This is a genomic window from Thermostichus sp. MS-CIW-40 (genome assembly GCF_054058315.1).
Genome location: NZ_JBSSAC010000021.1, coordinates 16,657 through 38,939 on the forward strand (window position 1 = coordinate 16,657; position 22,283 = coordinate 38,939).

Genomic DNA, 22,283 nt, shown 5'->3' on the forward strand with positions numbered 1-22,283 from the left:
GAAAGGGATCCTGTGGCCTACGATAACGTCTGCAAGTACTTGGTGGAATGGTTCCCCGAGTCCTTTGCCCGGTGGCTACTGGGATCCCCGGTTCCCTTGATCCAGCTCCAGCCAACGGAGCTGTCCACCGAGCCCATTCGCGCGGACTCTCTTATCCTGCTGCGGGCCCAAAACTTAATTTTGCATCTGGAGTTTCAAACCGACCCGGATCCCGACATTCCCTTGCGCATGGCCGACTACTGCCTGCGCCTCTACCGCCGCTATCCTGCCCAGGAAGTGCGGCAGATTGTCATCTACCTAAGAAAAACCCAGTCAGAACGGGTGTACCAGACTTCTTTTCAACGGGGATCCCTTTCTCATCGCTTTGAGGTCTTGCGCCTGTGGGAACAAGATCCAGAGGTGCTATCTCAATATCCAGGACTCCTGCCTTTAGCCGTGTTGGCAGATCCGGAAAACCCGGAGCCGCGACTCCGCCAAGTGGCCAGAGCCATAGCTGAGATGGAGGATCCCAAGCTGCGGCAGGAGTTGAAAGCGGCCACTGCCGTCTTAGCAGGATTAACATGGACGCCAGAGGAAATCAGCAGGGTTCTGGGAGGTTTGGCTGTGCGGGAATCGACCATCTATCAGATGTGGCGAGCAGAAGCCCTCAAAGAAGGGCGAGAGGAGGGCCTGAAACAAGGCCTAGAGCAAGGTCTGCAGCAAGAAGCAGCTCGACTGACTCTGAGTCAACTGCGGCGCAAGCTGGGATCTTTGCCGGAAGACCTGTCTGAAACCATCCGCCTCTTACCTACCGAGCAACTGGAGGCTTTGGCGGAAGCGCTGTTGGACTTCCAAACCCTGGCCGATTTGATCCAATGGCTCAGGGAGTCATCATCCAACTAGGGTTTGCCGTCGCGGCCTTTTCCAACCTCACGGGACTCTGTGGGTGAGTTAGGATCCCTGTTACTCAGATGGACTCGATGAAACGGCCACAGGTTTTGATCTGTGGCTACTACGGCTACGGCAATGCCGGCGATGAGGCGCTGTTGCTGGCTCTCTTACGAGAGCTAGAGCAGTTGCCCAGCCCCGTACAGCCGGTGGTGCTCTCCCGTCGCCCTGCCGAAACGGCTGCCACCTATGGGGTGCTGGCCTATCCGCGCTTCAACAGTTTGGCTTTACGGCGCTGTCTCCAGGAGGCCCAGGCTTTCATCTGGGGTGGGGGCGGTCTGTTGCAGGATCGCACCAGTTGGCGCAGCCCTCTCTACTACCTGGGGGTGATGGGCCTAGCCCAGCGCTGGGGGCTAAGAACCGTTGCCTGGGCCCAAGGGATCGGGCCGCTGCAGCGAGGGTGGATTCGTGCACTGGCCCGCCGGTCTCTGGCAGGTTGCACGGCCATTAGTGTGCGGGATGGAGTTGCCTCCCAATGGCTGCAAGAGTGGGGGATCCCTCACCAGGTGGCTCCGGATCCCGTCTGGAGTTTGCCGTCCAAAACCTTGCCGGAATGGGAAACGTGGCCTCAGCCCCGCATTGCTGTGGTCTTGCGTCCGCATCCGCAACTGACTGGAGCCTGTCTAGAAGCTTTGAGCCAGGGTTTACAGCGTCTCCAGGCTTCCACGGGGGCATACCTTCTCTTCGTGCCCTTTCAGCTGGCTCCTCCCGGATCCCCTGACCTTGGGCCAGACTACCACTTGGCTCAGCAGCTTCAGCAGCGCCTACCCCACTGTAGCCAAGTGCTGGAAATTCGGGATCCCTGTCTATTGAAAGGAGTCTTTCGGGGTGTCAGGTTGGCGATCACCATGCGCTACCACGGATTGGTGATGGCGGCGGCAGAGGGCTGCGCCTGTTTTGGTCTCAGCTACGATCCCAAGGTGAAAACGCTGCTCCAGGAATTGGGCATGCCTGGCTGGGATCTGCAGGAGATGCCCACCGATCCTGAAGCCTTACACCAAGCTTGGCTGGCCTGCTACTCAGAGAGCCTAGCTCTCAGCCCTGCCCAAGCTGACCTGTGGGCGAGGCAATCGGCTCAGCACGCTCAGTTGTTGAGACAGCACCTGAAGTGGGGTTGATGGGGTTGCCTGGAGAAGTTGCTGCCAGGGCGAATTCCGGTAGCGGTTCTTCTGGAGAGCCGCTTTACCCCAAAAGTAGGGAGGCACGGTGTCCCCGAACCAAAGCGCTGCGTGCATCCGCTTGAGGAGGCCCCCAATTCATTGAGGGGAGGACGTCACCTGAGAGGGTTTTGGGGGAGAAACTCCCGATCCAGGGGCAGGGGGGCGACAGGTTGGGTGAGGGTAAATTGGCCACTTTCTATCCACTGCTTGAGGATTTCGGCAATTTGCATGGAGCGGCGCAGGCTGGCCAGAGGGGCAGTGCGAACCTTGCGGCCATTGAGGGTGATCTGGCCGGATTTGAGCTGGGCATAGCTCACTAAGCCAAAGGTGGGCCGCACCCGGCGGGGAATGGAAAAGTCGATCACCGGTGCCACCAGTTCTTCATCCCGGATGGCGATGGCCTCCAAATCCGCAGGAGCGAGGATGGGAATGGGGATCCCGACCCCCAACATCAAGCTGGGACCGTAGTTGCGGAAGTAGCAGCCCCTCACCCATTCCGCCTGCATTTGCTTGGCATCCCCAATCAGGGCTAGAGTGGCCGCCGGGCCGATGGGAGTTTGGTTGGGCAATCGCTTTTGCAGCGGAAAGTGTTGGGTGCCCTCCCAGGCGACGTAGCCGATGCCGCCTCCCAAAAAGATGCGGCTGCCGATCCCCACCCGGCGCAACAGGGGATCGTTCAACAAGGGGGATAGCTCTCCCGGGTTGGAATAGACGGCATTGCCCAGATGCGGTTCCAACAGACCCAAGTAGGTGTACAAAGGCCGATCCCCGCCGTTCACCCCGACGATGAAGTTTTGGTAGGCATTGCGGGGGTTGAACAGGTAAAACTGGTTGAGCTGATCCCGAGTCAGGGTGGTCTCGTAGTCGGCGCGGGGGTAACAATCGGTCACTTGGCCGATGGCCCGCAAATGGACGCGCTTGCCCGCCACCAGGTCGGCAATGACATGGCCGCCCCCATAGGCTTGATCCGCTTGCTCGCTGGGTTGGGCTGCCCCCAGGTAAAGATCCACCGCGCCAAATCCGGCATAGGCCGGTACCCCGTTCAGCCAAGCTTGGCGAATCTTGATGGGCGGATCCGTATGGCCCAGGTTCACAATGGCTCCTGAAGACTCCATTGGCTCAAAGGTGCCGGTGGTGATCACATCCACCTGCTCAAAGGCTTCCTGGATCCCCAAGGTGGCCAGCTTGGCTTTGGCTTCCAGGGCCGTCCACACCCGCACCTGGCCTTTGGCAATGCGTTGGTTAATCTGGTCTAGGGTTCTCTCCATGGGATGTAAAGATCGCAATGGTTGGTCGCGTTGGCGGTGTGGAGCACTAGGCAGTCTTGATCGCTTGATCGTCGAGGGATCCGCTCCCATCTTGAATTCTCTCGTGAGGCAGCTCTTGGGACTGGCTCAATGAATAGCTTAAATGGACGGGGATCTGGGCCGGTGGGGCTTAAGGGGATCCGGCAGTATGGGCCGCTTTTGCCGGCGTTGGGGTTGGTGGGCCTGCTCTACGGCGGGGGGCTGCTGCTGGCTCTGGCCCAGAGTGTGGGCCTCTACGGCCTGGGCGAGAGGGGGTTTACCCTGCAGGGGTATGGGGAGCTGCTGCGGGATGCGGAAGTCGGGGGATCCCTGTTGCTCAGCCTCAGAATCGCTCTGTTGGCAACGGGGTTGGCGCTGCTTTTGGGGCTGGGGCTGGCGCTGCTGTTGCGGGGGGTGGGGGGGTGGGCCATCTGGCTTGGCCAGTTGACGCTGCCGATTCCTCATTTGGTGGGGGTGGCGGGGATGCTGCTGCTGCTGGGGCCCAGCGGTTGGCTGGCGCGGCTGGCCTTCCAACTGGGCTGGATTGCCTCGGATCAGGATTTTCCCTTGTGGGTGAACGACCGCGGCTATGTGGGGGTGTTGCTCTATTGGCTTTGGAAGGAGATCCCGTTTGCCGCTCTGGTGGCGCTGACGCTGCTGCGCGGGATGGGATCCGAGCTGGAGCAACAGGCTCGGCTGCTGGGGGCTTCTGCCGCCCAGACGTTTTGGTATGTAACGCTGCCCTTGCTGAGGCCGGGGCTGCTGGCCACCGGGATTCTCATCTTCGGCTTTGTCTTCAGCGCCTTTGAGGTTCCCTTGCTCTTAGGGCCCACCTACCCGCGCACCTTGCCCGTTCTGATCTATCAGCGCTTCACCCACATCAACCTGGAGCAGCGGCAGCAGGCGGTGGCGCTGGGGATCATCCTGCTGGCTGTCTCGGCAGCGGTGGTCAGCCTAATCGGAGGGCTGTTTGCAGCCAGAGTATCCTTTCTGCAGCTGCCGTTTGGCTCAGCGGGACGGAGTCCTTGGAGAAAGCCGTGAAAGGACGCAGATGGATTGGGGGATCCCTGCTCCGCCTTGGGGTGGCCGGAGTGGCCCTCCTTTGGGCTTTGCCCTTTGGGGTGCTAGCCCTTTGGGCCTTCACGCGGGCCTGGTATTTTCCCGATGCCCTGCCCCGGGCATGGAGCATAGCCGGTTGGCAGCAACTGCTGAGCTGGGGATCCCAGTTCCGGGCAGCCTTCGGCCAGAGCTTGCAAATTGCCCTGTTTACCACCCTGCTGGCCTTGGGGGTGGGGATCCCGGCAGGGCGAGTTTTGGGCACCCATCCTGTGCCCGCCTGGCTGCGCCTGCTGCTGCTATTGCCTATCATCACCTCTCCTTTGGCCGTATTGATGGGCATCCAAGGGGTGCTGATTCGCCTGCGGCTGGACAGTACCCTGCTGGCGGTGGTTTTGGTGCATCTGATCCCCACCATTCCCTACATGGCTCTGGTGATGGGCAGTGTGTTCGCCCGTTTCGACCGCGGCTACGAGGCGCAGGCCCGCTGTTTGGGGGCGGATCCCTGGCAAGTGTGGTGGCAGGTGACGTTGCCCCTCATTGCCCCTGGGGCAGCCATTGGGGCGGTATTTGCCTTTTTGATCTCTTGGAACGAATTTTTGCTCACCTTCTTTGTCGGCGGTGGGCGGGTTCTCACGCTGCCAATGCTGCTCTACAGCCTTTTGCAAGGGGGAAACAATACCCTGGTGGCTGCAGTGGCCTTCCTGTCGCTGCTGCCGGGGTGGTTGGCCTTGCTGGGGGCCAGCGTCTGTTTGGGGCAGGCCATCGGGCTACCCCCCGCAGAGGCTCAAGAGGAAGAGAGCTAATATCCCTTCAGGGCCAGGTTGGGCCGTTGCAGAGCAGCTCCCACCCGTTGAACCTGAGTTTTGAAGCTGCCATCTCGCTCCAACCATATCTGCCTCAGGGCAGGGGGAATTACCTCCAGGCCAAACTGGGGGCTCTTGGGACGAAATTGCACACAGGTTGAGGGACAAGCCAGGTAATCAACCCCCTCCCGCCGGCGGTGCAGGTCTTGGTGAATATGGCCGAATACAACGAGGCGGATGTGGTCGAACTCGTCCAGAACCCCAAACAACCGCTCCGGCTGCTGCAGGGCACTTTGATCCAGCCAGGCAGAATCCACCGAAAAAGGGGGATGGTGCAGGGCCAACAAAACATGGTGTTGGGCGGCTTTGCTCCGCTGCAATTCTTGTTTCAGCCACAGCAGCGTGCGATCCGTCAGGTAACCGCTGTCTTTGCCGGGCACGAGGGAGTTCAATAAAATAAAACTCCAATTTTCCCGGCTGAAGCTCTTGTCCCCAAATAGCCGCTCGGCGTGGAGCTCTTGGTTCATGTTGTGCAGGCGATCGTGGTTGCCCGCCAACCAGTAAGTATCGATGGGGAGAGTTTGCAAATGGGCTCTCAAACGGGCGTAAGATGCCGCACTGCCATCTTGAGAGAGATCTCCGGTAAGCAGCAGCAGATCCGGCAAGGGATCCAGAGCGGCAATGGCCTTTTGCACCTGCAGGAAAGAGGCTTCCGTGTCCACCCCCAGCAGCCGGTGATGGGGCTTGGCAAACAGATGCAGGTCGCTGATCTGAACCACGTATACGGTCATAGAGCAGGCCCAAGAGGGTGGGATCCCATCTCCGCAGGTTCAAAACACTACCGTTCTAGCACCAGATGGCCCGGCTGGAACCCGTAGGTAGGGTCATTTCAATGCAACCTAGGAACTGCACCCACACCTAAAATGTTGAATGCAGGGAACCACAAGGCTTTCCCCTGTAGACCAGGCGTCTCACCCCAACCTAAATGACCACAACTCAGTCTTAAAGGGCTCAGCCCTGGCCTACAACCCGGTTCAACCCCTTGAGAAAGCCTTAGGAAACATTCAGAGAGCGGCCCACGCTCCTAAAAGCAGCCTGCACCTGAGGCCAGCGGGATTCTTGGGTAGAGGCTGTCAGCGTATAGAGGCGATGGTGCCGAACGGTTACTGTCACCACCTCATGACGAAGCTGGGATCCCATATCGGTTTGGTATTCCAGCAGGTAATAGGGGTGCTCCTGCCGCTCAAAGGCTTCGGCAGACAACAGCTTGGCCGAGCGACCGGATCCCTCAGGAGCAATGATCTTCTCCGCCACCAACTGCCCCACCTCATCCGGGCTGCCCAGATCGGCAATCGTCTCCCCTTTGTCAAATGGGGCGATCATCAAGCTGACGTTCTCGGTCTCGTACACCAGGTCGCGCAGGAGAACCACCGGCCCTTTTCCCGGCCCAAGATTGACCGCCACCATGCCGTTGGGGTAGGCAAAAGCAAAGGCTCCGCTGGGATCCCTGTAGGCCCGTAGGTTAGAGCCTGCGGAACAGGCACAAACCACCAAGCTGAGGCAAACACAGAGCAGCAACAGCGCTCTAGACAGCCACGGGCTGGTTGCAGAAGTGGGCCACAGGCCTGATCGGGCAGAATGCGCGCCTCGTGCTGCTGACATTGCTGGGATCCTCTCCTCAGATGGGTTGCCTATTGTTCCTTTATCATCCTAGTACGAGCGCACTCCCTCTAGCCCGTTGACCGTCAATTCCCAACGGAAAACTCCCCCTGCAACTTAGCAGCGGGGTTGCCGACGTGGGTTGAAAAGCGAGGGATCCCCAAGCTTGGAAGCAACTGCCGCTATTGGGGGAGCCGCTTCTCGAAATCCAGATCCGGTAGCGGCAGGTTGGCCTGGGCACCTCCTTGGCCGGTGAGCATTGCCAAGCGGCGGGAGATTTCGTCGTCCATGGCCATTTCATCCAGTTGGGCAGCAATCTGCTCGCTGCGATCTTCCGAGAGTTCGCTCATGGCTCGGGATCTGAGCTGGCGAGCCTGGATAGCATTCTTCGCCGCCTCAAATTGGGACTTGGCCGAGTCGATGTTGTAGGAATTGTTGACGCGGGCCATCTGCTCCAGAGCTTGGTTCACCTCGTTGATGTCTTTGAGGTTGCTCAGCTCGCTCTTGTAAGCGGCCAGTCGTTCTTTCTCGCGGGCCAGCTTTTGCTTGGCGGCGTTGACGTAGCGCTCGGCAGTTTCCACGTTCTCCTTAAGGGGGCCGAGAATGGCCTCAATTTGCAGCGCTTGGGACATAGCCAGACGGGCAGCCTCTTGATCGCCCCGTTGGGCGGCCAGGCGAGCTTTGTTCTCCAGGGCCTGGTACTCCCGCACCTTTTGCATGTACTTCTGCTCAGCCCGCTGATAGGCAGCCACTTGGGTGGCAACGGCTTCCGTGAGACGCTGAACCGTCTCCTGCATCGTGCGTAGGGATTCTTCCGCCACCATCACCGCCCCTGTGCCACCTTTCTCCACCGGGATCCCCCACAGCCAGTTCCAAGTTCCGACGATGATGCTGCCGGCCCGTTGCCCAAAAATGCCGTAGATGATCTTGCGTGCGCCCATGGCTTGACTCTCCTGCCTACGCGTGCCTCTACTGTATTTAATTTCTCCCCAACTGGAAAGATCTCAGGGATCCGGCAAGTGGACAAATTCAAATCCCCGCTTCTTCAAAGTTGGGATCAACTGCCGCGTTACCTCAACCACTTGGGCTCCTCCTTGTACCCCATCGTGCAGCACGATTAAGGAGCCAGGCCGCACCTGGGCCAGCACCCGCTCCACCACCACCGATACCGGTGGGATCAGCCAATCCTCAGGCACCACGCTCCACATCACCGGACAAAAGCCCCAACGGCGCAAATCCGCAAGCGTCTGCGGCCAAAACAAGCCATTAGGCGGGCGCACAGCCCGATAATCGTCAGGGATCCCGCCACAGGCAGCCACGAGGGTGGTTTGGCTGCGCTTCAGGCTCTGATAAAGCTCTCCAGGGGCAAGCTGGGTGAAGGAGCGATGCTGCCAGCCGTGAAGGCCAATGCGGTGGCCTTGTTGGCGGATCTGACGGGCCAGGTGGGGCCAGCGCTGCACCCGTTCTCCCAACACAAAAAACGTGGCCGGCACCTGAAAATCCATCAAAACCTGCAACAAAGCAGGGGTGTACTCAGGGTGAGGGCCATCGTCAAAGGTCAGAGCCACCCGCTGGGTGTGGGGATCTGCCGGCAACTCCCACAGGCCGTCGGGAAAGAGGGTCTTGAGGCCCCAATGCAGGGGTGGGTAGAGAGATGGGGGCAGGATTTGCTGAGAAGAGAAGAGCATTGTGGCGGGCTGTATTTTGTCCAGAACCAGAGGCCAATGCTTTGGGTGATCAACTGGGTAACAAATTTAGGTATTGCCGATTGAGCCAACCAATTGAAAAAATGGGCATGAGCATTGTAGCCCGCAAAACGGAAATCAGGGTTGGCGGGCCCGTTGATGGGCTTTTGGATCTCGTCCTAGCCAGTTGTGATTACAGATTGTGCCTACAGATTGTGATTACAGAAGTTGCCATTGGGTGTCGGCAGCAGCCCGCCGCTCGAGTTCTTGAGACGGATGTGGGATCCCTTCTGCCCATAGCCCAGATCCGATAGGCTAGATTCACCCTCAAGGTATCAGCTGATGGCTTGGCAAACTCCAACACTGCTGCTGGTGGATGGTCACTCTCTGGCCTATCGCTCCTTCTACGCCTTTGCCTACAGCCGCGAGGGGGGGTTGCGCACTTCCACTGGGATCCCCACCAGCGTCAGCTTTGGCTTTTTGAAATCGCTGTTAGAAGTCTTGGACAAATACACCCCTACCCATGTAGCCGTTGCCTTTGATACACGGCAGCCCACTTTTCGCCACGAGGCCGACGAAACCTACAAATCAGGCCGCCCAGAAACGCCACCGGAGTTTATCGAAGATGTGGAGAACCTGAAGCAGGTGTTGACGGCACTACGCATCCCGATTTTGGTGGTGCCTGGTTTTGAAGCCGATGACATTTTGGGCACCCTCAGTAGGCTAGCCCCCCAAGATTACCGGGTGCAGATCTTAAGTGGCGATCAAGATCTGTTCCAGTTGATCGATACCGATGGAAGAGTTCGGGTTTTGCACCTCAACAGCAAAGATCGCATCAGCGAGTTTGGCCCCGAACAAGTGAAAGAAAAATTGGGCATCTGGCCTTGGCAGGTGGTGGATTATAAGGCCCTCTGTGGTGACCCTTCTGACAACATTCCCGGGGTGAAAGGGATCGGCCCCAAGCGAGCTGCAGAGCTGCTGGAGCGCTACGGCAGTTTGGATGAAATTTTCGACCACCTGGACGAGATCAAGGGAAAAGTTCAGCAATACCTCAAAGAAGGGATCCCGGCGGCCCATCACTCGCAATTTATGGCTCGGATCAAATGCGACGTTCCTCTTTCTCCCGACTGGGAGAGCATGAAATTAACCGGGTTTGATCAAGCAGAATTGCTGCCGCTGCTGGAAAAATTGGAGTTTCACAGCTTCATCGCCCAAGTGCGCAAAATACAAACGGCTTTGGGGGGGATCCCAACCGAGGCAGAGGTGGTTGGCGCTTTTAATCCCACCGGGGATCCCGCAAACGCTCCTGACGAAGCCCTGTGGTTTGATTTTGCCCTCAATCCCGTCCCTTCTCTGCCGGCGGTGCGCATCATCGATACGCCGGAGCAACTGGAGCTTTTGCGGCAAGAGCTGTTGGCCTGCCCAGGGATTGTAGCTTGGGATACTGAAACCACCAGTCTAGATCCACGGGATGCCCAATTGGTGGGGATCGGCTGTTGTTGGTCAGAGGGAGATATCGCCTACTTGCCCATCGGCCACCGCCAGGGATCCAACCTGGATTGGGAGCTGGTGAAACAAAGCCTGCAACCCCTTTGGGAAGATCCCAACCGACCCAAAAGCCTACAAAACTGTAAGTACGACCTGAGCATTTTCCGCGCCCACGGGATCCGCCTGCAAGGGATCCAGTTTGATCCCATGTTGGCCAGCTACGTTTTGGATCCAGAAGCCAGCCACAACTTGGCCGATTTGGCAGCTACCCATTTGGGTTTGCCAACCACCAGCTACAAAAAGTTGCTGGGCAAGGAACAGTCCATTGCCGATATCCCGATTTCCAAAGTTGCAGAATACTGTGGAACCGACGCCTATTGTGCCTATCGTCTGGTGCCGATCCTCACCGAAAAGCTGCAGAAAACCGATCCACGCCTGTGGGATCTTTTTATTCAAGTCGAGCTGCCCTTGGCCCAAGTTTTGGAAGAGATGGAGTGGATCGGCATTCGCGTTGATACCGAGTTTCTGAGGCAATTTTCCCAAGAGCTGGAACAAGAGCTGCAAAGTTTGGAGCAGAAAGCTTATGCCCAGGCTGGAGAAACCTTTAACCTCAATTCTCCCAAGCAACTGGGATCCCTGCTCTTTGAAAAGCTGAAATTGGACATTCGCAAAACCCGCAAAACGGCTACTGGCTATTCCACTGATGCCTCAGTTTTAGAAAAGCTAGAGGGGGATCATCCTCTCATCGAAACCATCGTGCAATACCGCACCTTGGCCAAGCTGAAATCGACCTATGTGGATGCTCTGCCTGCCCTGGTAAGAAGCGATACCGGCAGAGTCCACACCGACTTTAACCAAACCGTTACTGCCACCGGCAGGCTCAGCTCCTCAAACCCCAACTTGCAAAATATTCCCATTCGCACCGAGTTCAGTCGCCGGATTCGACAAGCTTTTATTCCCCAAGAGGGATGGCTATTGGCGGCAGCAGATTACTCTCAAATTGAGCTGCGCATTTTGGCCCACCTCAGCCAAGAACCTGCCTTGCTGGAAGGCTTTCGCTCAGGGGAAGATGTGCATACCCTGACCGCCCGCCTGCTCCTGGAAAAACAGGAAATAACCAGCGAAGAACGCCGCCTGGCCAAAACGATCAACTATGGGGTGATCTATGGCATGGGAGCGCAGCGCTTTGCCCGCACTGCGGGGGTTTCTTTGTCGGAAGCCAAGCAATTTTTACAGCGATTTAACGAGCGCTACGCCGGTATTTTCGCCTATCTGCGCTCCACCGAAGCCTTTGTGGAAAAACATGGCTATGTGGAAACGATCTTGGGTCGCCGTCGCTATTTTCCCAATTTGTCCCGTCTGACAGGCCATCGCAAACAAGCCGAATTGCGGGCGGCTGTGAATGCCCCCATCCAGGGATCCGCCTCGGACATTATCAAAGTAGCAATGGTGCGCCTGCGGCAAAAGCTGCAGAACTTTCGTTCCCGCTTGCTCCTGCAAGTGCATGATGAGCTGGTGTTTGAGGTGGATCCCTCGGAATGGCAGGCCCTAAAACCGCTGATCCAAAGGGAAATGGAAGGAGCAGTGCCCCTCTCCATACCGCTGGTGGTGGATATCCAAATTGGCCACAATTGGAAGGAAGCCAACTAGACCATGGGAGGCAGAAAACCCCAGGTTTGCAAGGAAAGGGATCCCGGCTCCGTGAAAATGTTAAGCTATGTAAAAGCGTTTGTTGTTTTCTTATGACTGTTGAGATTTACACCTGGCGTTTTTGTCCCTTTTGCATCCGGGCTAAGCAACTGCTGGATCGCAAAGGCGTGAAGTATATCGAGTACGCCATCGATGGAGACGAGGCAGCACGGGCGGAAATGGCCAAGCGGGCCAACGGCCGCCGTTCGGTGCCGCAAATTTTCATCAACGACCAGCATATCGGCGGCTGCGACGATCTTTACGCGCTAGAGGCTCGCGGCCAGTTGGATCTGCTCCTACAGCAGGCCAGCTAAGCCTCAACTGTATCTCTCATCACTTTGTAGCCTGTTTAACTTGAGCGCGAGCCTGCTTCACCATGGCAATTAAGGTTTGATGGGCGTCCTCGGAGTCCCGCAGGGGGTGGTCGAAGCGGATCCGCAGCGTTTGTACGGCCCCGTCGACCTGCACCCGCAAGTCCATCCCTTCCGGGTCAATGGCCTGCATGCGGGCTTGGGTAACTCCTTCCACCCGGCCAAAGACCCTGGCGTAGAGGGCTATTGCATCGGCATGATCTTCGTTCATGTGCTTGCAGATGCGCTCGCTAACTTGGGGGGTGAGAGGATCGCCCATGGCAGTTGTTTCTGGCATACAGCCCTCAGTTTAAAGCTCCCGCCAGTCCACAGTAAACTACCCAACCCTACCCCTGGCCAGTACAATAATGCGGCTAACCCAGCGTTAAAAGCGGCGCTCCCGGATAGGCAGCCGTTTAGGTTTCAGAATAAAAAGGCAGGGATCCCTTCCCCTCCATCCCAGAGAACACCAGGGATCCAGGGGATCAAGCTTGTCCTTGGGCCTGTAGCTCCAACAGCTCATCTGCCATATCCAAAAAAGCCTCCCGATCCAGATAGGAGACATCTCCCACCCACTCCCCCAGCTTGACCACATAGACCTCGCTCAAGGTGGGCCGGCGCTGCAAATCGCGGGAATAGGCTTTCACCAACCCGAGCACCGATTGCTTTTTGACAATTCGCCTGTAGCGGGGATCGTCCTTGGCCCGCACACGATAGACGACTCCGGTCTCATCGCCAATTTCCATCTCAAACTGGCGCTCCCGCACCTCTTCAATGTAGAAGTTGCCATCTTCATCCAGCTTTTCTCGCTCTTCCACCACCACCTCGAAGCGGCGAGTGCGCAGCACCTGCCCAAAAAACAATCCCCCATAGGGAATCTCGCGAAAGGCTAGCTGACGGCGGGAGATGGTGTAGAGCGGCCCCCACAGGAAGGGATAGAGCAACGAGAGGATCCCGACCAGAAAGGAGATCCCCCCCAGAAAGGATCCCTCGCCAAAAGCGCGGGAAAGAACCAGCAGCGCCACGCCCACCAAAATGGCCGTGATGATACGGCCCGTGCTCTTGAGGGCATCGCTCCAGTAAGCCGCATACTGAAGGCGCGTTGGCACCACCGGAATCACCGATTCGCATTCTTCTGGGGTTAGCTCCAACAACATGCTCCAAGGATCCTCGCAATGCCACACTCCATCTGCAACCCTGGTGAGGGCGGGCCAGACCTTATCTTAAAATGAGGCAGGGCTGCTTCGCCGCCGGGCTTGTCTGCTGCCAGTTCTTGCACACTTCCCATTTCCATGCTGACAGGATCCCATTTCTCCTCGACCGGCCAGACCATCAGACAGCAGGTGGCCCAGTTGGACGAGGGATCCCGTCGCGACAAGGCTTGGCTGGGGGATGCGGTGTTGAGCTTGTTTGCCCGGCAGTGGCTGCTTGGGCCACCTCAAGACTGGCAAGTGCCTTCCCCGCCCAGTTGTGACTTGAATCGCGCAGAACTCTTCACTTGGCTGACTTCCAACCAATTTTTTGTCGGCCTTTAGGGATCCCACGCAGGTTGAGGCGGAAATCGGCCTGGTTTACGAAAAAGAAGGTCTACAAGCAGCGTTTGAATATATCCAGGCGCACCTGCTGCCTCTGTTTGTAAGGCAGGTGAACAACCGCGCCAAAGCTCTGCGTGGCAAACGCCGCTAGCCAGTTTCTCAGCAAAGCAAGAGCGCGGCAGGATGGCTGGGCAGGTCGCCTCTTGAGGGGGAAGCAGAGTTAATGGGAAGAAGGGGGATCCACCCAGCGCCCATCGGCTTTGATCAGATCGATCAGCGCCTGCACGCCTTCCGATTCCGGCACCCTTTTCACTTCCTCTTTGCCGCGGTAGAGAGAGATCACCCCCGGCGTCTTGCCCACGTAGCCGTAGTCGGCGTCGGCCATCTCTCCCGGCCCATTGACAATGCAGCCCATGACGGCAATGTCTAGCCCCACCAGGTGCTGGGTTGCGGCGCGCACCTTCTGCAGCACCTCCTCCAAATTGAAGAGGGTGCGGCCACAGGAAGGGCAGGCCACATACTCCACCATGGTTTTGCGCAGGTTCAGAGCTTGCAAAATGCCGTAGGCCACCGGGATCTCCTTCTCTGGCGCTTCCGTGAGAGAAACCCGAATCGTGTCGCCGATCCCTTCAGCCAAGAGGGTTCCGATCCCCACCGCCGACTTGATGCGGCCATATTCCCCGTCTCCGGCCTCGGTGACGCCCAAGTGGAAGGGATAGTTTAGGCCCAGGGCATCGAAGCGACGGGCTGCTAGACGGTAGGCCGCCAACATGACCTGCGGGCGGGAGGCCTTGAAGGAAAGCACCACATTGTGAAAGTCTTGCTCGGCGCAGATTTGGGCAAATTCCAGGGCCGACTCCACCATGCCCTCAGGCGTATCCCCGTAGGTGAAGAGCATCCGCTCTGCCAGGGATCCATGATTGACCCCAATGCGCAGGGCTTTGTTCTGGGCTTTGAGGGTCTGGACAAGGGGGGTGAAAGTTTCCCGGATTTTGTTACGAATGGCCTCAAATTCCGCCTGGGTATATTCTGTGCGACCGGGCTGAGGTTTTTCAAAGACGAACAACCCTGGATTGATGCGCACCTTGTCCACGTATTTGGCCACCTCCAGGGCGATCTTGATGCCGTTGTGATGGACATCGGCTACCAAAGGCACCGGCTTGTAGGTTTGGATCAGCTTCTCCCGAATCGCCTCCATCGCCTTGGCATGGGCCATGCTGGGAACGGTAACCCGCACAATCTCTGAGCCCGCCTCGTGCAGACGGCGGATCCCGGTTACTGCTGCGTCGATGTCGAGGGTGTCCTCGTTAATCATGGACTGTACCACCACCGGGTGCTGGCTGCCGATCAACACATCAGCTACGGCCACCGTACGGGTGGGGCGACGGGGATAGACCGGTTCTGGGTAGGGCTGCTGGGTGGGGGCGTTGGGCCGATCCAGGGTTTGCATAGCTTGGTCAAGCCAAAAGAGCTGCTCTAGCTTGATTGTAGGTCGGAAACTAACCTGGGGTTCGATTCAGCTAGAAATCGCAGGAGCCCCGCACTGTACCCGTAGGGTCAGTGCCGGGAGGAATGCGCTTTGATGAAGTACAATTGAAGTACAATGAACTTATGAGCCAAGTCCTGACCATATCCTGTAAGCTCAAGGCGTCCCAGTCGCAAGCCGCCAAATTGGACGCGACGATGGATGCCTTTGTGCAGGCACTGAACTGGGTCAACCAAAACATGCCGGAGAAGATCGTCAACGCGGTCAAACTGCAATCCCTTTGCTACTACGAGATTCGAGCCCGGTTTGGCTTGTCCAGTAACTTGGCTCAACAGGTGTGCAGGCGGGTGGCAGGCGCTCGCAAAGTGGCGAGACAGCGCAACCGTCCGGTTAAAGAGTTCAAGCGTAGGTTCGTCGCCTACGACGCACGTATCTTCTCGTTTCGCGAGAAAGACTGGACGGTGTCGCTGGCCACGGTGGAGGGTCGGGAGCGCTTTGGGCTGGCCATTGGTAACTACCAGCGCGGGATGCTGGCTGGTTCCAACCCAAAAGCCGCCACGCTGATCAAGCGCAAAGATGGCTCCTACTACATCCAGATTTGCGTAGAGAAAAAGCCACCCAAGCAACAAGATACCGACAAGGTGATCGGGGTGGACTTTGGAAGGACAGATATTGCCCATACGTCAGAGGGGGACAACTGGAATGGACAGCAGTTAAACAAGGTACGAGACCACTACTCTCGGTTGAGGGCGGTACTCCAACACAAAGCCAGTAAGGGCACACGCAGTTCGCGGCGCAGATGCAGAGAACTGTTGCAACGGCTGTCTGGCAAGGAGAGACGCTTTCAAGCGTGGGTCAATCATCGCATCTCCAAAGCTATTGTCTCTAGGGCAAAGGCTACCAACAGCGCTATTGCTCTGGAAGACCTGACAGGGATCCGGGAAAGGGTCAATCAACAGCCACGCAGCAAAGCCGAACGGCGCAGGGCCAACAGTTGGGCGTTTTATCAACTCCGTCAATTTCTGGAGTACAAGGCTCTGCGTGCAGGGGTTGCTTTGATTCTGGTGCCGCCTGCCTACACGTCGCAGACCTGCCACCGGTGTTTGCACATCCACCCTGAGCAGGGCAAGTCCTACCGCAGTGGTAAGTCGTTTAAGTGTGGGCACTGTGGATGGGAAGGGGATGCGGATTTGAATGGTGCGAATGTGATTGCGCTTTTTGGGGCTGTCGTAAACCAGCCTAGAGGTCCGGGCTTGTTTTGTTCTCTGGTAGAGCAGAGCAGGCTCAGGGCTACTGAAAGCCCGCCCCGTACCGCTTAGCGGTCGGGGTCGGGTAGTTTACCTCAGGGTAAAGGCTGAGGGGTTCAACCCCGAGGATTTCGACGGGATCCCCAACCCTCAGGTGCTTGCCCGCCTCCGTTCTCGGGATCCACGTATTGATCCCAAGGCGATAGAAATGGTCAAAGCGGCTGGCTTCGGCCCAGGGTGGCAAGGTTTTCTGCCGTTGCGCTACGAAGTGCTTTTGAAAACCGGGATAGGCCTCTCCGCTCAGGGGATCCCGGGTGGGCACTACACAGCGGGCGCAGGGGTTGAGGCCCAGGAGCTCCACTTCCCCAATGCGAAAGCGCACCCCTTGATCTGCGCGGGCAAAGAGACGATCCTCCCAAAAGGCAGAGCAATCCGACAGCTCGATATTCATGCGAAAGCGCTGCCGGACCGCTTCCAGGGTCAAGTTGGGGAACCAACCGGCCACCGTCTCCAGAGTGGCTATGCTGATCAGGGTGGGGCCGTTGGCATAGGGATCATCCGGAAACCCCCTGAGAGGCTCCTCCAGCAGTTGCACCGGAAAACCGAACCAATCGCTGAGCCAAGTCTGCAAAGCATCCCGCTGCTGCTGCAGGTCAAACTGGGCCGTCTTGCCATCCCCCCACAACTGCACCTGGCCCAACTGGGGATCAAACCGGGCCCGCAGGCGGTGGACCGCAGCATGGCGTTTGCCGTTCACCCGCTTCCCCTCCGCATCCAAGAGGGCGTAGCGGCGATCCCCTTCCAAAGTTCCCCCCGCCGTCAGCCTCACCTCAGACAAAGAGACCCCATCCAGGGACTTGATGGGATAGACCGTTAACCTGGCAACCTGGGGCATGGCCTGTCTGCCGGGATCCCTGGGGGTGGGATCCGCCTTAGCTGCTTAACTGTCGGCTTCGGTGGGATGGTCGGTCATGCGGTAGCTGCGGATAAAGTCTCTGGGGGTTACATTTTCTACAAACTTGCGAAAGGCCTCCCGCTCCGCCTCGTCGGCATCCTGGTTCATGGGGATCGAGGCTTCCGCAATGACCTCTTCCACCGTCCAGATGGGAACATGGGCCCGCAGAGCGAGGGCAATGGCGTCGCTGGGGCGGCAGTCGATCTCTTGTTTTTTGTCACCATTCACGGTGACGAGCACCGCGTAGAAGGTGTTATCCAGCAACGCGTGAATGATGACTCGCTCCAGCTTGATCCCCCACGTCTTCCAGGAGTTGAGGATGAGATCATGGGTCATGGGGCGCAGTGGCTTTTGGTCGTCCAGGGCCTGCAAAATGGCGTTGGCCTCTGCTTTTCCCACCCAAATGGGCAGGGCACGACGCTCACTGCCATCGCGCAGGATGACAATGGGGTTTTGGTTGACGGCATCGACCGCAATCCCAGCCACATGCATCTCGATCATGAGCAATTGCCTCCAGCCGGTGATCTTGATCGTATCTACGGGCGTCAAAGTTTGGCAACACACCATGAGCTCAGTTGGTAGTCCAGTTGAAGTGGCTTTGATCGGGGGCACTAGCGAGAGCCGCAGCTTGGCCGACGCCCTCAGCCGGCAGGGGATCCCTTGGGTGGCAACCGTCACCACCGAAGGGGCCAGAAGACTGTATCAGGATTTGCCTGGTCAGGTGGTGGTCACCCGATTTTCGCCGCCATCTCTGGAACAATTCCTGCAAGAGTGCCGGATCCGCGTAGTGGTGGATGCCTCTCATCCTTTTGCCCAGCAAATCTCGCAACTGGCCATCCAGGTGACGGCTCAACTGGGGATCCCCTACCTGCGCTACGAACGCCCTCCTCTGGAGCTGGATCCCTGGGTCCAGGTGGTGCCGGACTGGCAGGGGGTGCTCACAGAGGCGGTGCTGGCGGGGCGGCGGGTGCTGCTGACGGTGGGAGTGAAGGCCCTGCCCCTGTTTGTGCCTTGGCAAGACCGCTGCCAACTGTGGGCGCGGGTGCTGCCGGAATCGGTTTCCCAGGCGGTGCAAACGGGGATCCCTGCCGAGCGGGTGATTGGGATGCGCTTACCCCTCAGCTTTGAGCAAGAACTGCAGCTTTGGCAACAGCTCAGCCCTCAGGTGGTGATCAGCAAAGCCTCTGGGGAAGCAGGCGGGCTGGGGATCAAGCAGGCGGTGGCCAAAACCCTGGGGATCCCTCTGTGGGTGATCCGGCGACCCCCGTTGGACTATCCCTGGTGCAGCCAGGATTTGACAGCAGTGGTGCAGGCCTGTAGGCGATGCTTGGAAGGAGCGGAACCTTGAGGTTGCCCAGCTCCAGTCCAACGGGTCAAAACGGCTCTTCGGGGGGCAGGTTGGCGTCGCGGTCTTGACGGGATCCCAGCAGTTCCAGCCGATCCACAGCGATGATGGGCCTCTGGCGCTCTTCTCCGGTGGATTTGTCTTTCCAGCGATCAAACTTCAGTCTGCCCGTTACTCCGATAAGACTGCCTTTGCGCACATACTCTCCCGCCACCTCGGCAGTGCGGTCCCACAACTCTAGGCTGAACCAATCGGGCTTGTCTTCCCCTTTGCGGAATCGGTTGACCGCCAAGCTAAAAGTACAGACCACCTTGCCTGACTCAAAGTAGCGCACCTCCGGATCCATGCCGGCTCGCCCCACCAGGGCCACCAGGTTCAAGCTCATGGGTAGTTTCTCCAGACCGCCAGTAGATCTAGCCTTCGTTGTAGCGCTCGCAAGGGATCCCTGTCATCTTTTTGCTTGCGACCGTCAGCTTGGGCTCAGAGCCGATTCTTTAGGATATTTACAGATTTAGCTGCGGGGATCCCGATTGATCTCTGGGAAAAGCCTCTGCTGTGATGGACTTGATGCTCGGGATCCGGATCCGCACTCTGTCGCAAAAGTTTACAATGGCAGAAGCAGTTGAGCAAATGCCAGCCCACCAGACACTCCCACCGGCCAATTGCAGGGCTAGCAGAGCAGGTTCGTTGCTGTGAGAGGACGCATTCGGAAGCATTTCCCATGGAATTCATCTACACATACGCCTGGTTGATCCCCGTCTATCCTTTGGTGGCAGCCTTTCTCCTCGGCTTAGGTATCCTGATGTTCAACGCCTGGACAAGGGCCAACCGCTCTTTGGCTGCCTTTTTGAGCGTGTTCGCGACCGGGACGGCGATGGTTCATGCCTTTGCCCTTTTGGTCAGCCAGGTGCAAGGGCACGAAACCGTCCTCAGAACCATCACCTGGGCCCAGGCGGGATCCTTCTCGGTGGACATGGGCTTTGTCGTGGATCACCTGAGCGCCATGATGCTGGTGGTGGTGACCACGGTGGCCTTTTTGGTGCAGATCTACTCCCATGGCTACATGGCCCACGATCCCGGCTATGTGCGTTTCTACGCCTACCTGAGCTTATTTAGCTCCTCGATGCTGGGCTTGGTGGTCAGCCCCAACCTGGTGCAGATCTATATCTTCTGGGAGCTGGTGGGGATGTGCTCCTACCTGCTCATTGGCTTTTGGCACGACCGGCAGGCAGCGGCAGAAGCAGCGCAAAAGGCGTTTGTGGTCAACCGGGTGGGAGATTTCGGCCTGCTGTTGGGCATCTTAGGTTTTTACTGGATTTCCGGTACCTTCGCGTTTGACGAGATCGGGCGCAATCTGCAGGAGATGCTGGCTAGCGGGGCAGTGAGCAGCAGCTTGATTGCCCTGTTTGCGGTGTTGGTGTTCTTGGGGCCGGTGGCCAAGTCGGCCCAGTTCCCGCTGCATGTGTGGTTGCCGGATGCCATGGAGGGCCCCACGCCCATTTCCGCTCTCATCCACGCAGCCACGATGGTGGCGGCTGGGGTATTCCTCTTGGCCCGCATGTTCCCGGTGCTGGAAGGGATCCCGGTGGCCATGGACATCATCGCCTGGACGGGGGCGGGCACAGCCTTCTTGGGGGCCACCATTGCCATCACCCAAAACGACATCAAAAAAGGCTTGGCCTACTCCACCATTTCCCAGCTGGGCTACATGGTCATGGCCATGGGGTGCGGCGCCTATGGGGCGGGCCTGTTTCACCTGATGACCCACGCCTACTTTAAGGCGATGCTCTTTTTGTGCTCTGGCTCAGTTATCCACGGCATGGAAGCGGTGGTCGGCCATGACCCGGTTTTGGCCCAAGACATGCGCCTGATGGGGGGGTTGCGCAAATACATGCCGGTTACGGCCATCACGTTTTTGATCGGCACGTTGGCCATTTGTGGGATCCCGCCCTTCGCCGGCTTTTGGTCTAAGGATGAGATCTTGGGCGCTGTTTTCGAACGGAACCCAGCTTTGTGGGGGGTGGGCTTCCTCACCGCCGGCATCACTGCCTTCTACATGTTTCGCATCTATTTCCTCACCTTTGAAGGGGAGTTTCGCGGCACCAACCTGAGACTGCGGCAGGAGGTGGCCATCAGCCAGGGCCGTCCTGTGCCAGCTTTTGCCTACGTTTTTGCGGGGAAACAACCGGCCTTTGGCCCTGGAGCCATGAACATTCAAGAAAAACCCCAGCCCAGCAGCCATCCTGAAGCCCACGAAAACCTGCACGACGGAGATGCCCATGCCTCAGAGCCCCATGAGTCCCCTTGGTCGATGACCTTCCCGCTGTTGGCTCTGGCCATCCCTTCTGTGCTGATTGGCCTGGTGGGCACCCCTTTTGCCAACTTCTTTGAAGCTTTCATCCACCCGCCGGCTGAGTCTGTAGCAGAGGCAGGCTCGATTTTACCGCTGGTGGCAGCAGAGTGGCAGGAGGTGCTGGCGGGCCATTTCGATTGGGCAGAGTTTCTAATCATGGCGGGTAGTTCCGTGGGCATTGGGCTGATCGGCATCACCTTGGCCAGCTTGATCTACTGGCAAAAGCGCATCGACCCGGGCACCTTCCCCCAAAGCCTGCAGCCGCTCTACTACTTCTCCCTCAACAAGTGGTACATTGACGACCTCTATGAGCGAGTCTTTGTGCAGGGCACCCGCTTCGTGGCACGGGAGGCGCTGGAGGTGGACAGCCGCATTGTGGATGGTGTGGTCAACCTGACGGGCTTGGTGACCATGGTGAGCGGCGAGGCGATGAAATACCTGGAGAGCGGCAAGGCCCAGTTTTACGCTTTGATTATCTTTGCAGCGGTGGTGGTGATGGTGGTGGCATCAGGGGTAGGGTTCTAGCTCGAAGGCGAGGATGGATCCGGCCCGCTTGGCCAAGGGATCCCTCAGCCTAGAACTGCTGCTATGCTACGGAGCAAGTTGAGCGGATCCCTTGTTGCAATGGCCCCGCGTTCTCTTAAGTCGATTTCGCATCCCTTGTTGGCGGAAAGGCAAGGTCAGAGGGAGCGTGTCTTGGCCCTGAAAAATCAGATCGAAGCGATCCTCTACTTAAAAGGGCAGCCCCTGGAGCTATCCGCCCTGGCCCAGTTGGCCCATTGCAGTCGCGACGAAGCCTACGATGCGCTGCTGGAATTAATGGAAGACTATGCCCATCGCGATTCTGCCCTGGAAGTCCTACAGGTGGGGGAAGGGTTTGCCCTGCAGTTGCGGGAGCCGTTTTTGGAGCTGGCCAACCAGCTTTTACCCCCTGAAATTGGGGTGGGTGCTACCCGTACCCTGGCTACAATCATTCTGCGTGGCCCGCTCTCGCAGGCGGAGTTGGTGGAGTTGCGCGGCCAAGGTGCTTATCAGCACGTGGCAGAGCTGGTAGAAAAAGGCTTTGTGACCCGCTATCGCAAAGAAGGCTGCCGTTCCCCTTGGTTGCGCGTGACGGATAAATTTCATCGCTACTTCACAGTAGATGAGCTGGCCAAAAAAGCAGCAGAGGCGGCTTCTTTCCCCGAACAGTAAAAAGGATCCCCGATAAGGGGATCCAGACCAAAAGGATCCCAGCTTTACCCGACGAAGGGATC

At 58.0% G+C, this 22,283-nt stretch carries 23 protein-coding genes; 12 read left to right on the forward strand and 11 right to left on the reverse strand.

Translation table 11 applies throughout. The features are described 5' to 3' along the window. Window positions 1-12: 12 nt before the first annotated feature. Entirely contained in the window at window positions 13-882 is an 870-nt protein-coding gene (locus ACVWXF_RS08175; RefSeq protein ID WP_457474127.1) for an Rpn family recombination-promoting nuclease/putative transposase, read from the forward strand. 77 nt (window positions 883-959) lie between these two features. After that, on the forward strand, window positions 960-2,045 hold the full coding sequence (gene csaB / locus ACVWXF_RS08180) for a polysaccharide pyruvyl transferase CsaB (RefSeq protein ID WP_457474128.1): 1,086 nt from the start codon (window positions 960-962) through the stop codon (window positions 2,043-2,045). 155 nt (window positions 2,046-2,200) lie between these two features. On the opposite strand, the gene ACVWXF_RS08185 is transcribed toward csaB, so the two are convergent. Then, complete coding sequence (locus ACVWXF_RS08185) at window positions 2,201-3,355, reverse strand: homocysteine biosynthesis protein (protein WP_414381633.1); 1,155 nt, start codon at window positions 3,353-3,355, stop codon at window positions 2,201-2,203. A gap of 129 nt (window positions 3,356-3,484) precedes the next feature. On the opposite strand from ACVWXF_RS08185, the gene ACVWXF_RS08190 reads away from it, so the two are divergent. Next, window positions 3,485-4,414, forward strand: a complete 930-nt coding sequence (locus ACVWXF_RS08190) for an ABC transporter permease (RefSeq protein WP_011431804.1) — start codon at window positions 3,485-3,487, stop codon at window positions 4,412-4,414. Beyond that, entirely contained in the window at window positions 4,411-5,235 is an 825-nt protein-coding gene (locus ACVWXF_RS08195; RefSeq protein WP_457474129.1) for an ABC transporter permease, read from the forward strand. The genes ACVWXF_RS08190 and ACVWXF_RS08195 overlap by 4 nt, the downstream gene beginning before the upstream one ends. Here the strand turns inward: ACVWXF_RS08195 and cpdA are convergent. From cpdA to ACVWXF_RS08215, 4 genes are all read right to left on the reverse strand, one after another. After that, on the reverse strand, window positions 5,232-6,026 hold the full coding sequence (gene cpdA / locus ACVWXF_RS08200; RefSeq protein WP_457474130.1) for a 3',5'-cyclic-AMP phosphodiesterase: 795 nt from the start codon (window positions 6,024-6,026) through the stop codon (window positions 5,232-5,234). The genes ACVWXF_RS08195 and cpdA overlap by 4 nt on opposite strands. A 262-nt stretch (window positions 6,027-6,288) precedes the next feature. Further along, window positions 6,289-6,813 (reverse strand): photosystem II reaction center PsbP, encoded by a 525-nt coding sequence (gene psbP / locus ACVWXF_RS08205; protein ID WP_457474131.1) that lies wholly within the window; start codon window positions 6,811-6,813, stop codon window positions 6,289-6,291. 263 nt (window positions 6,814-7,076) lie between these two features. After that, window positions 7,077-7,835, reverse strand: a complete 759-nt coding sequence (locus ACVWXF_RS08210) for a PspA/IM30 family protein (protein WP_457474132.1) — start codon at window positions 7,833-7,835, stop codon at window positions 7,077-7,079. A 63-nt stretch (window positions 7,836-7,898) separates the two neighbouring features. After that, window positions 7,899-8,582 carry a polysaccharide deacetylase family protein gene (locus ACVWXF_RS08215; protein WP_457474133.1) on the reverse strand — a complete coding sequence of 228 codons (684 nt, stop codon included), beginning with the start codon at window positions 8,580-8,582 and terminating at the stop codon, window positions 7,899-7,901. Between the two features lie 339 nt (window positions 8,583-8,921). Between ACVWXF_RS08215 and polA the strand changes: the two genes are divergently transcribed. Both polA and grxC read left to right on the forward strand, forming a co-directional pair. Continuing rightward, the gene (polA, locus tag ACVWXF_RS08220; protein WP_457474134.1) at window positions 8,922-11,717 is read left to right on the forward strand and encodes a DNA polymerase I; all 2,796 of its coding nucleotides are present in this window, start codon (window positions 8,922-8,924) and stop codon (window positions 11,715-11,717) included. A 92-nt stretch (window positions 11,718-11,809) separates the two neighbouring features. Further along, a complete protein-coding gene (grxC, locus tag ACVWXF_RS08225) occupies window positions 11,810-12,070 on the forward strand; it encodes a glutaredoxin 3 (RefSeq protein WP_011431797.1) in 261 nt (86 codons plus the stop codon). A gap of 19 nt (window positions 12,071-12,089) precedes the next feature. On the opposite strand, the gene ACVWXF_RS08230 is transcribed toward grxC, so the two are convergent. Both ACVWXF_RS08230 and ACVWXF_RS08235 read right to left on the reverse strand, forming a co-directional pair. Then, window positions 12,090-12,386: a DUF2470 domain-containing protein gene (locus ACVWXF_RS08230; RefSeq protein WP_457474148.1), complete on the reverse strand. Its 297-nt coding sequence runs from the start codon at window positions 12,384-12,386 to the stop codon at window positions 12,090-12,092. Window positions 12,387-12,591: 205 nt separating this feature from the next. Further along, window positions 12,592-13,263, reverse strand: coding sequence for a hypothetical protein (locus ACVWXF_RS08235; RefSeq protein ID WP_457474135.1), 672 nt, complete (start codon window positions 13,261-13,263; stop codon window positions 12,592-12,594). A gap of 99 nt (window positions 13,264-13,362) precedes the next feature. Here ACVWXF_RS08235 and ACVWXF_RS08240 point away from each other — a divergent pair, with 99 nt between their 5' ends. Together ACVWXF_RS08240 and ACVWXF_RS08245 are read left to right on the forward strand one after the other, a co-directional pair. Then, a complete protein-coding gene (locus ACVWXF_RS08240) occupies window positions 13,363-13,641 on the forward strand; it encodes a hypothetical protein (protein WP_457474136.1) in 279 nt (92 codons plus the stop codon). Further along, window positions 13,628-13,792, forward strand: coding sequence for a hypothetical protein (locus tag ACVWXF_RS08245; protein WP_457474137.1), 165 nt, complete (start codon window positions 13,628-13,630; stop codon window positions 13,790-13,792). The genes ACVWXF_RS08240 and ACVWXF_RS08245 overlap by 14 nt, the downstream gene beginning before the upstream one ends. A gap of 69 nt (window positions 13,793-13,861) precedes the next feature. On the opposite strand, the gene ispG is transcribed toward ACVWXF_RS08245, so the two are convergent. After that, window positions 13,862-15,091 (reverse strand): (E)-4-hydroxy-3-methylbut-2-enyl-diphosphate synthase, encoded by a 1,230-nt coding sequence (gene ispG, locus ACVWXF_RS08250; protein ID WP_457474138.1) that lies wholly within the window; start codon window positions 15,089-15,091, stop codon window positions 13,862-13,864. 161 nt (window positions 15,092-15,252) lie between these two features. On the opposite strand from ispG, the gene ACVWXF_RS08255 reads away from it, so the two are divergent. Beyond that, the gene (locus tag ACVWXF_RS08255) at window positions 15,253-16,446 is read left to right on the forward strand and encodes an RNA-guided endonuclease InsQ/TnpB family protein (protein WP_457474139.1); all 1,194 of its coding nucleotides are present in this window, start codon (window positions 15,253-15,255) and stop codon (window positions 16,444-16,446) included. On the opposite strand, the gene ACVWXF_RS08260 is transcribed toward ACVWXF_RS08255, so the two are convergent. Together ACVWXF_RS08260 and ACVWXF_RS08265 are read right to left on the reverse strand one after the other, a co-directional pair. Continuing rightward, on the reverse strand, window positions 16,418-17,269 hold the full coding sequence (locus ACVWXF_RS08260) for an MOSC domain-containing protein (RefSeq protein ID WP_457474140.1): 852 nt from the start codon (window positions 17,267-17,269) through the stop codon (window positions 16,418-16,420). The two genes, ACVWXF_RS08255 and ACVWXF_RS08260, sit on opposite strands and share 29 nt — an antisense overlap. Window positions 17,270-17,314: 45 nt before the next feature. Further along, entirely contained in the window at window positions 17,315-17,830 is a 516-nt protein-coding gene (locus tag ACVWXF_RS08265; protein ID WP_457474141.1) for a bifunctional nuclease family protein, read from the reverse strand. Here ACVWXF_RS08265 and ACVWXF_RS08270 point away from each other — a divergent pair. Then, on the forward strand, window positions 17,829-18,677 hold the full coding sequence (locus ACVWXF_RS08270) for a cobalt-precorrin-6A reductase (RefSeq protein ID WP_457474142.1): 849 nt from the start codon (window positions 17,829-17,831) through the stop codon (window positions 18,675-18,677). The two genes, ACVWXF_RS08265 and ACVWXF_RS08270, sit on opposite strands and share 2 nt — an antisense overlap. Window positions 18,678-18,702: 25 nt before the next feature. Here the strand turns inward: ACVWXF_RS08270 and ACVWXF_RS08275 are convergent, their stop codons facing one another. Further along, window positions 18,703-19,059 (reverse strand): single-stranded DNA-binding protein, encoded by a 357-nt coding sequence (locus ACVWXF_RS08275; RefSeq protein WP_457474143.1) that lies wholly within the window; start codon window positions 19,057-19,059, stop codon window positions 18,703-18,705. A 336-nt stretch (window positions 19,060-19,395) separates the two neighbouring features. Between ACVWXF_RS08275 and ACVWXF_RS08280 the strand changes: the two genes are divergently transcribed. Both ACVWXF_RS08280 and scpB read left to right on the forward strand, forming a co-directional pair. Continuing rightward, window positions 19,396-21,552, forward strand: coding sequence for an NAD(P)H-quinone oxidoreductase subunit 5 (locus ACVWXF_RS08280; RefSeq protein WP_457474144.1), 2,157 nt, complete (start codon window positions 19,396-19,398; stop codon window positions 21,550-21,552). Between the two features lie 171 nt (window positions 21,553-21,723). Further along, on the forward strand, window positions 21,724-22,221 hold the full coding sequence (scpB, locus tag ACVWXF_RS08285) for an SMC-Scp complex subunit ScpB (protein WP_457474145.1): 498 nt from the start codon (window positions 21,724-21,726) through the stop codon (window positions 22,219-22,221). The last annotated feature ends 62 nt before the right edge of the window (window positions 22,222-22,283 follow it).

What these genes read in the sequence shown, in the direction of transcription:
- ACVWXF_RS08235 (WP_457474135.1), bottom strand. Translation starts at nt 13,263, where the DNA reads ATGTTGTTGGAGCTAACCCCAGAAGAATGCGAATCGGTGATTCCGGTG.
- ACVWXF_RS08280 (WP_457474144.1), top strand. Translation starts at nt 19,396, where the DNA reads ATGGAATTCATCTACACATACGCCTGGTTGATCCCCGTCTATCCTTTG.
- ACVWXF_RS08270 (WP_457474142.1), top strand. Translation starts at nt 17,829, where the DNA reads ATGAGCAATTGCCTCCAGCCGGTGATCTTGATCGTATCTACGGGCGTC.
- cpdA (WP_457474130.1), bottom strand. Translation starts at nt 6,026, where the DNA reads ATGACCGTATACGTGGTTCAGATCAGCGACCTGCATCTGTTTGCCAAG.
- ACVWXF_RS08210 (WP_457474132.1), bottom strand. Translation starts at nt 7,835, where the DNA reads ATGGGCGCACGCAAGATCATCTACGGCATTTTTGGGCAACGGGCCGGC.
- csaB (WP_457474128.1), top strand. Translation starts at nt 960, where the DNA reads ATGAAACGGCCACAGGTTTTGATCTGTGGCTACTACGGCTACGGCAAT.
- ACVWXF_RS08230 (WP_457474148.1), bottom strand. Translation starts at nt 12,386, where the DNA reads ATGGGCGATCCTCTCACCCCCCAAGTTAGCGAGCGCATCTGCAAGCAC.
- ACVWXF_RS08255 (WP_457474139.1), top strand. Translation starts at nt 15,253, where the DNA reads ATGAGCCAAGTCCTGACCATATCCTGTAAGCTCAAGGCGTCCCAGTCG.
- polA (WP_457474134.1), top strand. Translation starts at nt 8,922, where the DNA reads ATGGCTTGGCAAACTCCAACACTGCTGCTGGTGGATGGTCACTCTCTG.
- ACVWXF_RS08185 (WP_414381633.1), bottom strand. Translation starts at nt 3,355, where the DNA reads ATGGAGAGAACCCTAGACCAGATTAACCAACGCATTGCCAAAGGCCAG.
- ispG (WP_457474138.1), bottom strand. Translation starts at nt 15,091, where the DNA reads ATGCAAACCCTGGATCGGCCCAACGCCCCCACCCAGCAGCCCTACCCA.
- ACVWXF_RS08265 (WP_457474141.1), bottom strand. Translation starts at nt 17,830, where the DNA reads ATGATCGAGATGCATGTGGCTGGGATTGCGGTCGATGCCGTCAACCAA.
- ACVWXF_RS08275 (WP_457474143.1), bottom strand. Translation starts at nt 19,059, where the DNA reads ATGAGCTTGAACCTGGTGGCCCTGGTGGGGCGAGCCGGCATGGATCCG.
- grxC (WP_011431797.1), top strand. Translation starts at nt 11,810, where the DNA reads ATGACTGTTGAGATTTACACCTGGCGTTTTTGTCCCTTTTGCATCCGG.
- ACVWXF_RS08190 (WP_011431804.1), top strand. Translation starts at nt 3,485, where the DNA reads ATGAATAGCTTAAATGGACGGGGATCTGGGCCGGTGGGGCTTAAGGGG.
- ACVWXF_RS08215 (WP_457474133.1), bottom strand. Translation starts at nt 8,582, where the DNA reads ATGCTCTTCTCTTCTCAGCAAATCCTGCCCCCATCTCTCTACCCACCC.
- ACVWXF_RS08260 (WP_457474140.1), bottom strand. Translation starts at nt 17,269, where the DNA reads ATGCCCCAGGTTGCCAGGTTAACGGTCTATCCCATCAAGTCCCTGGAT.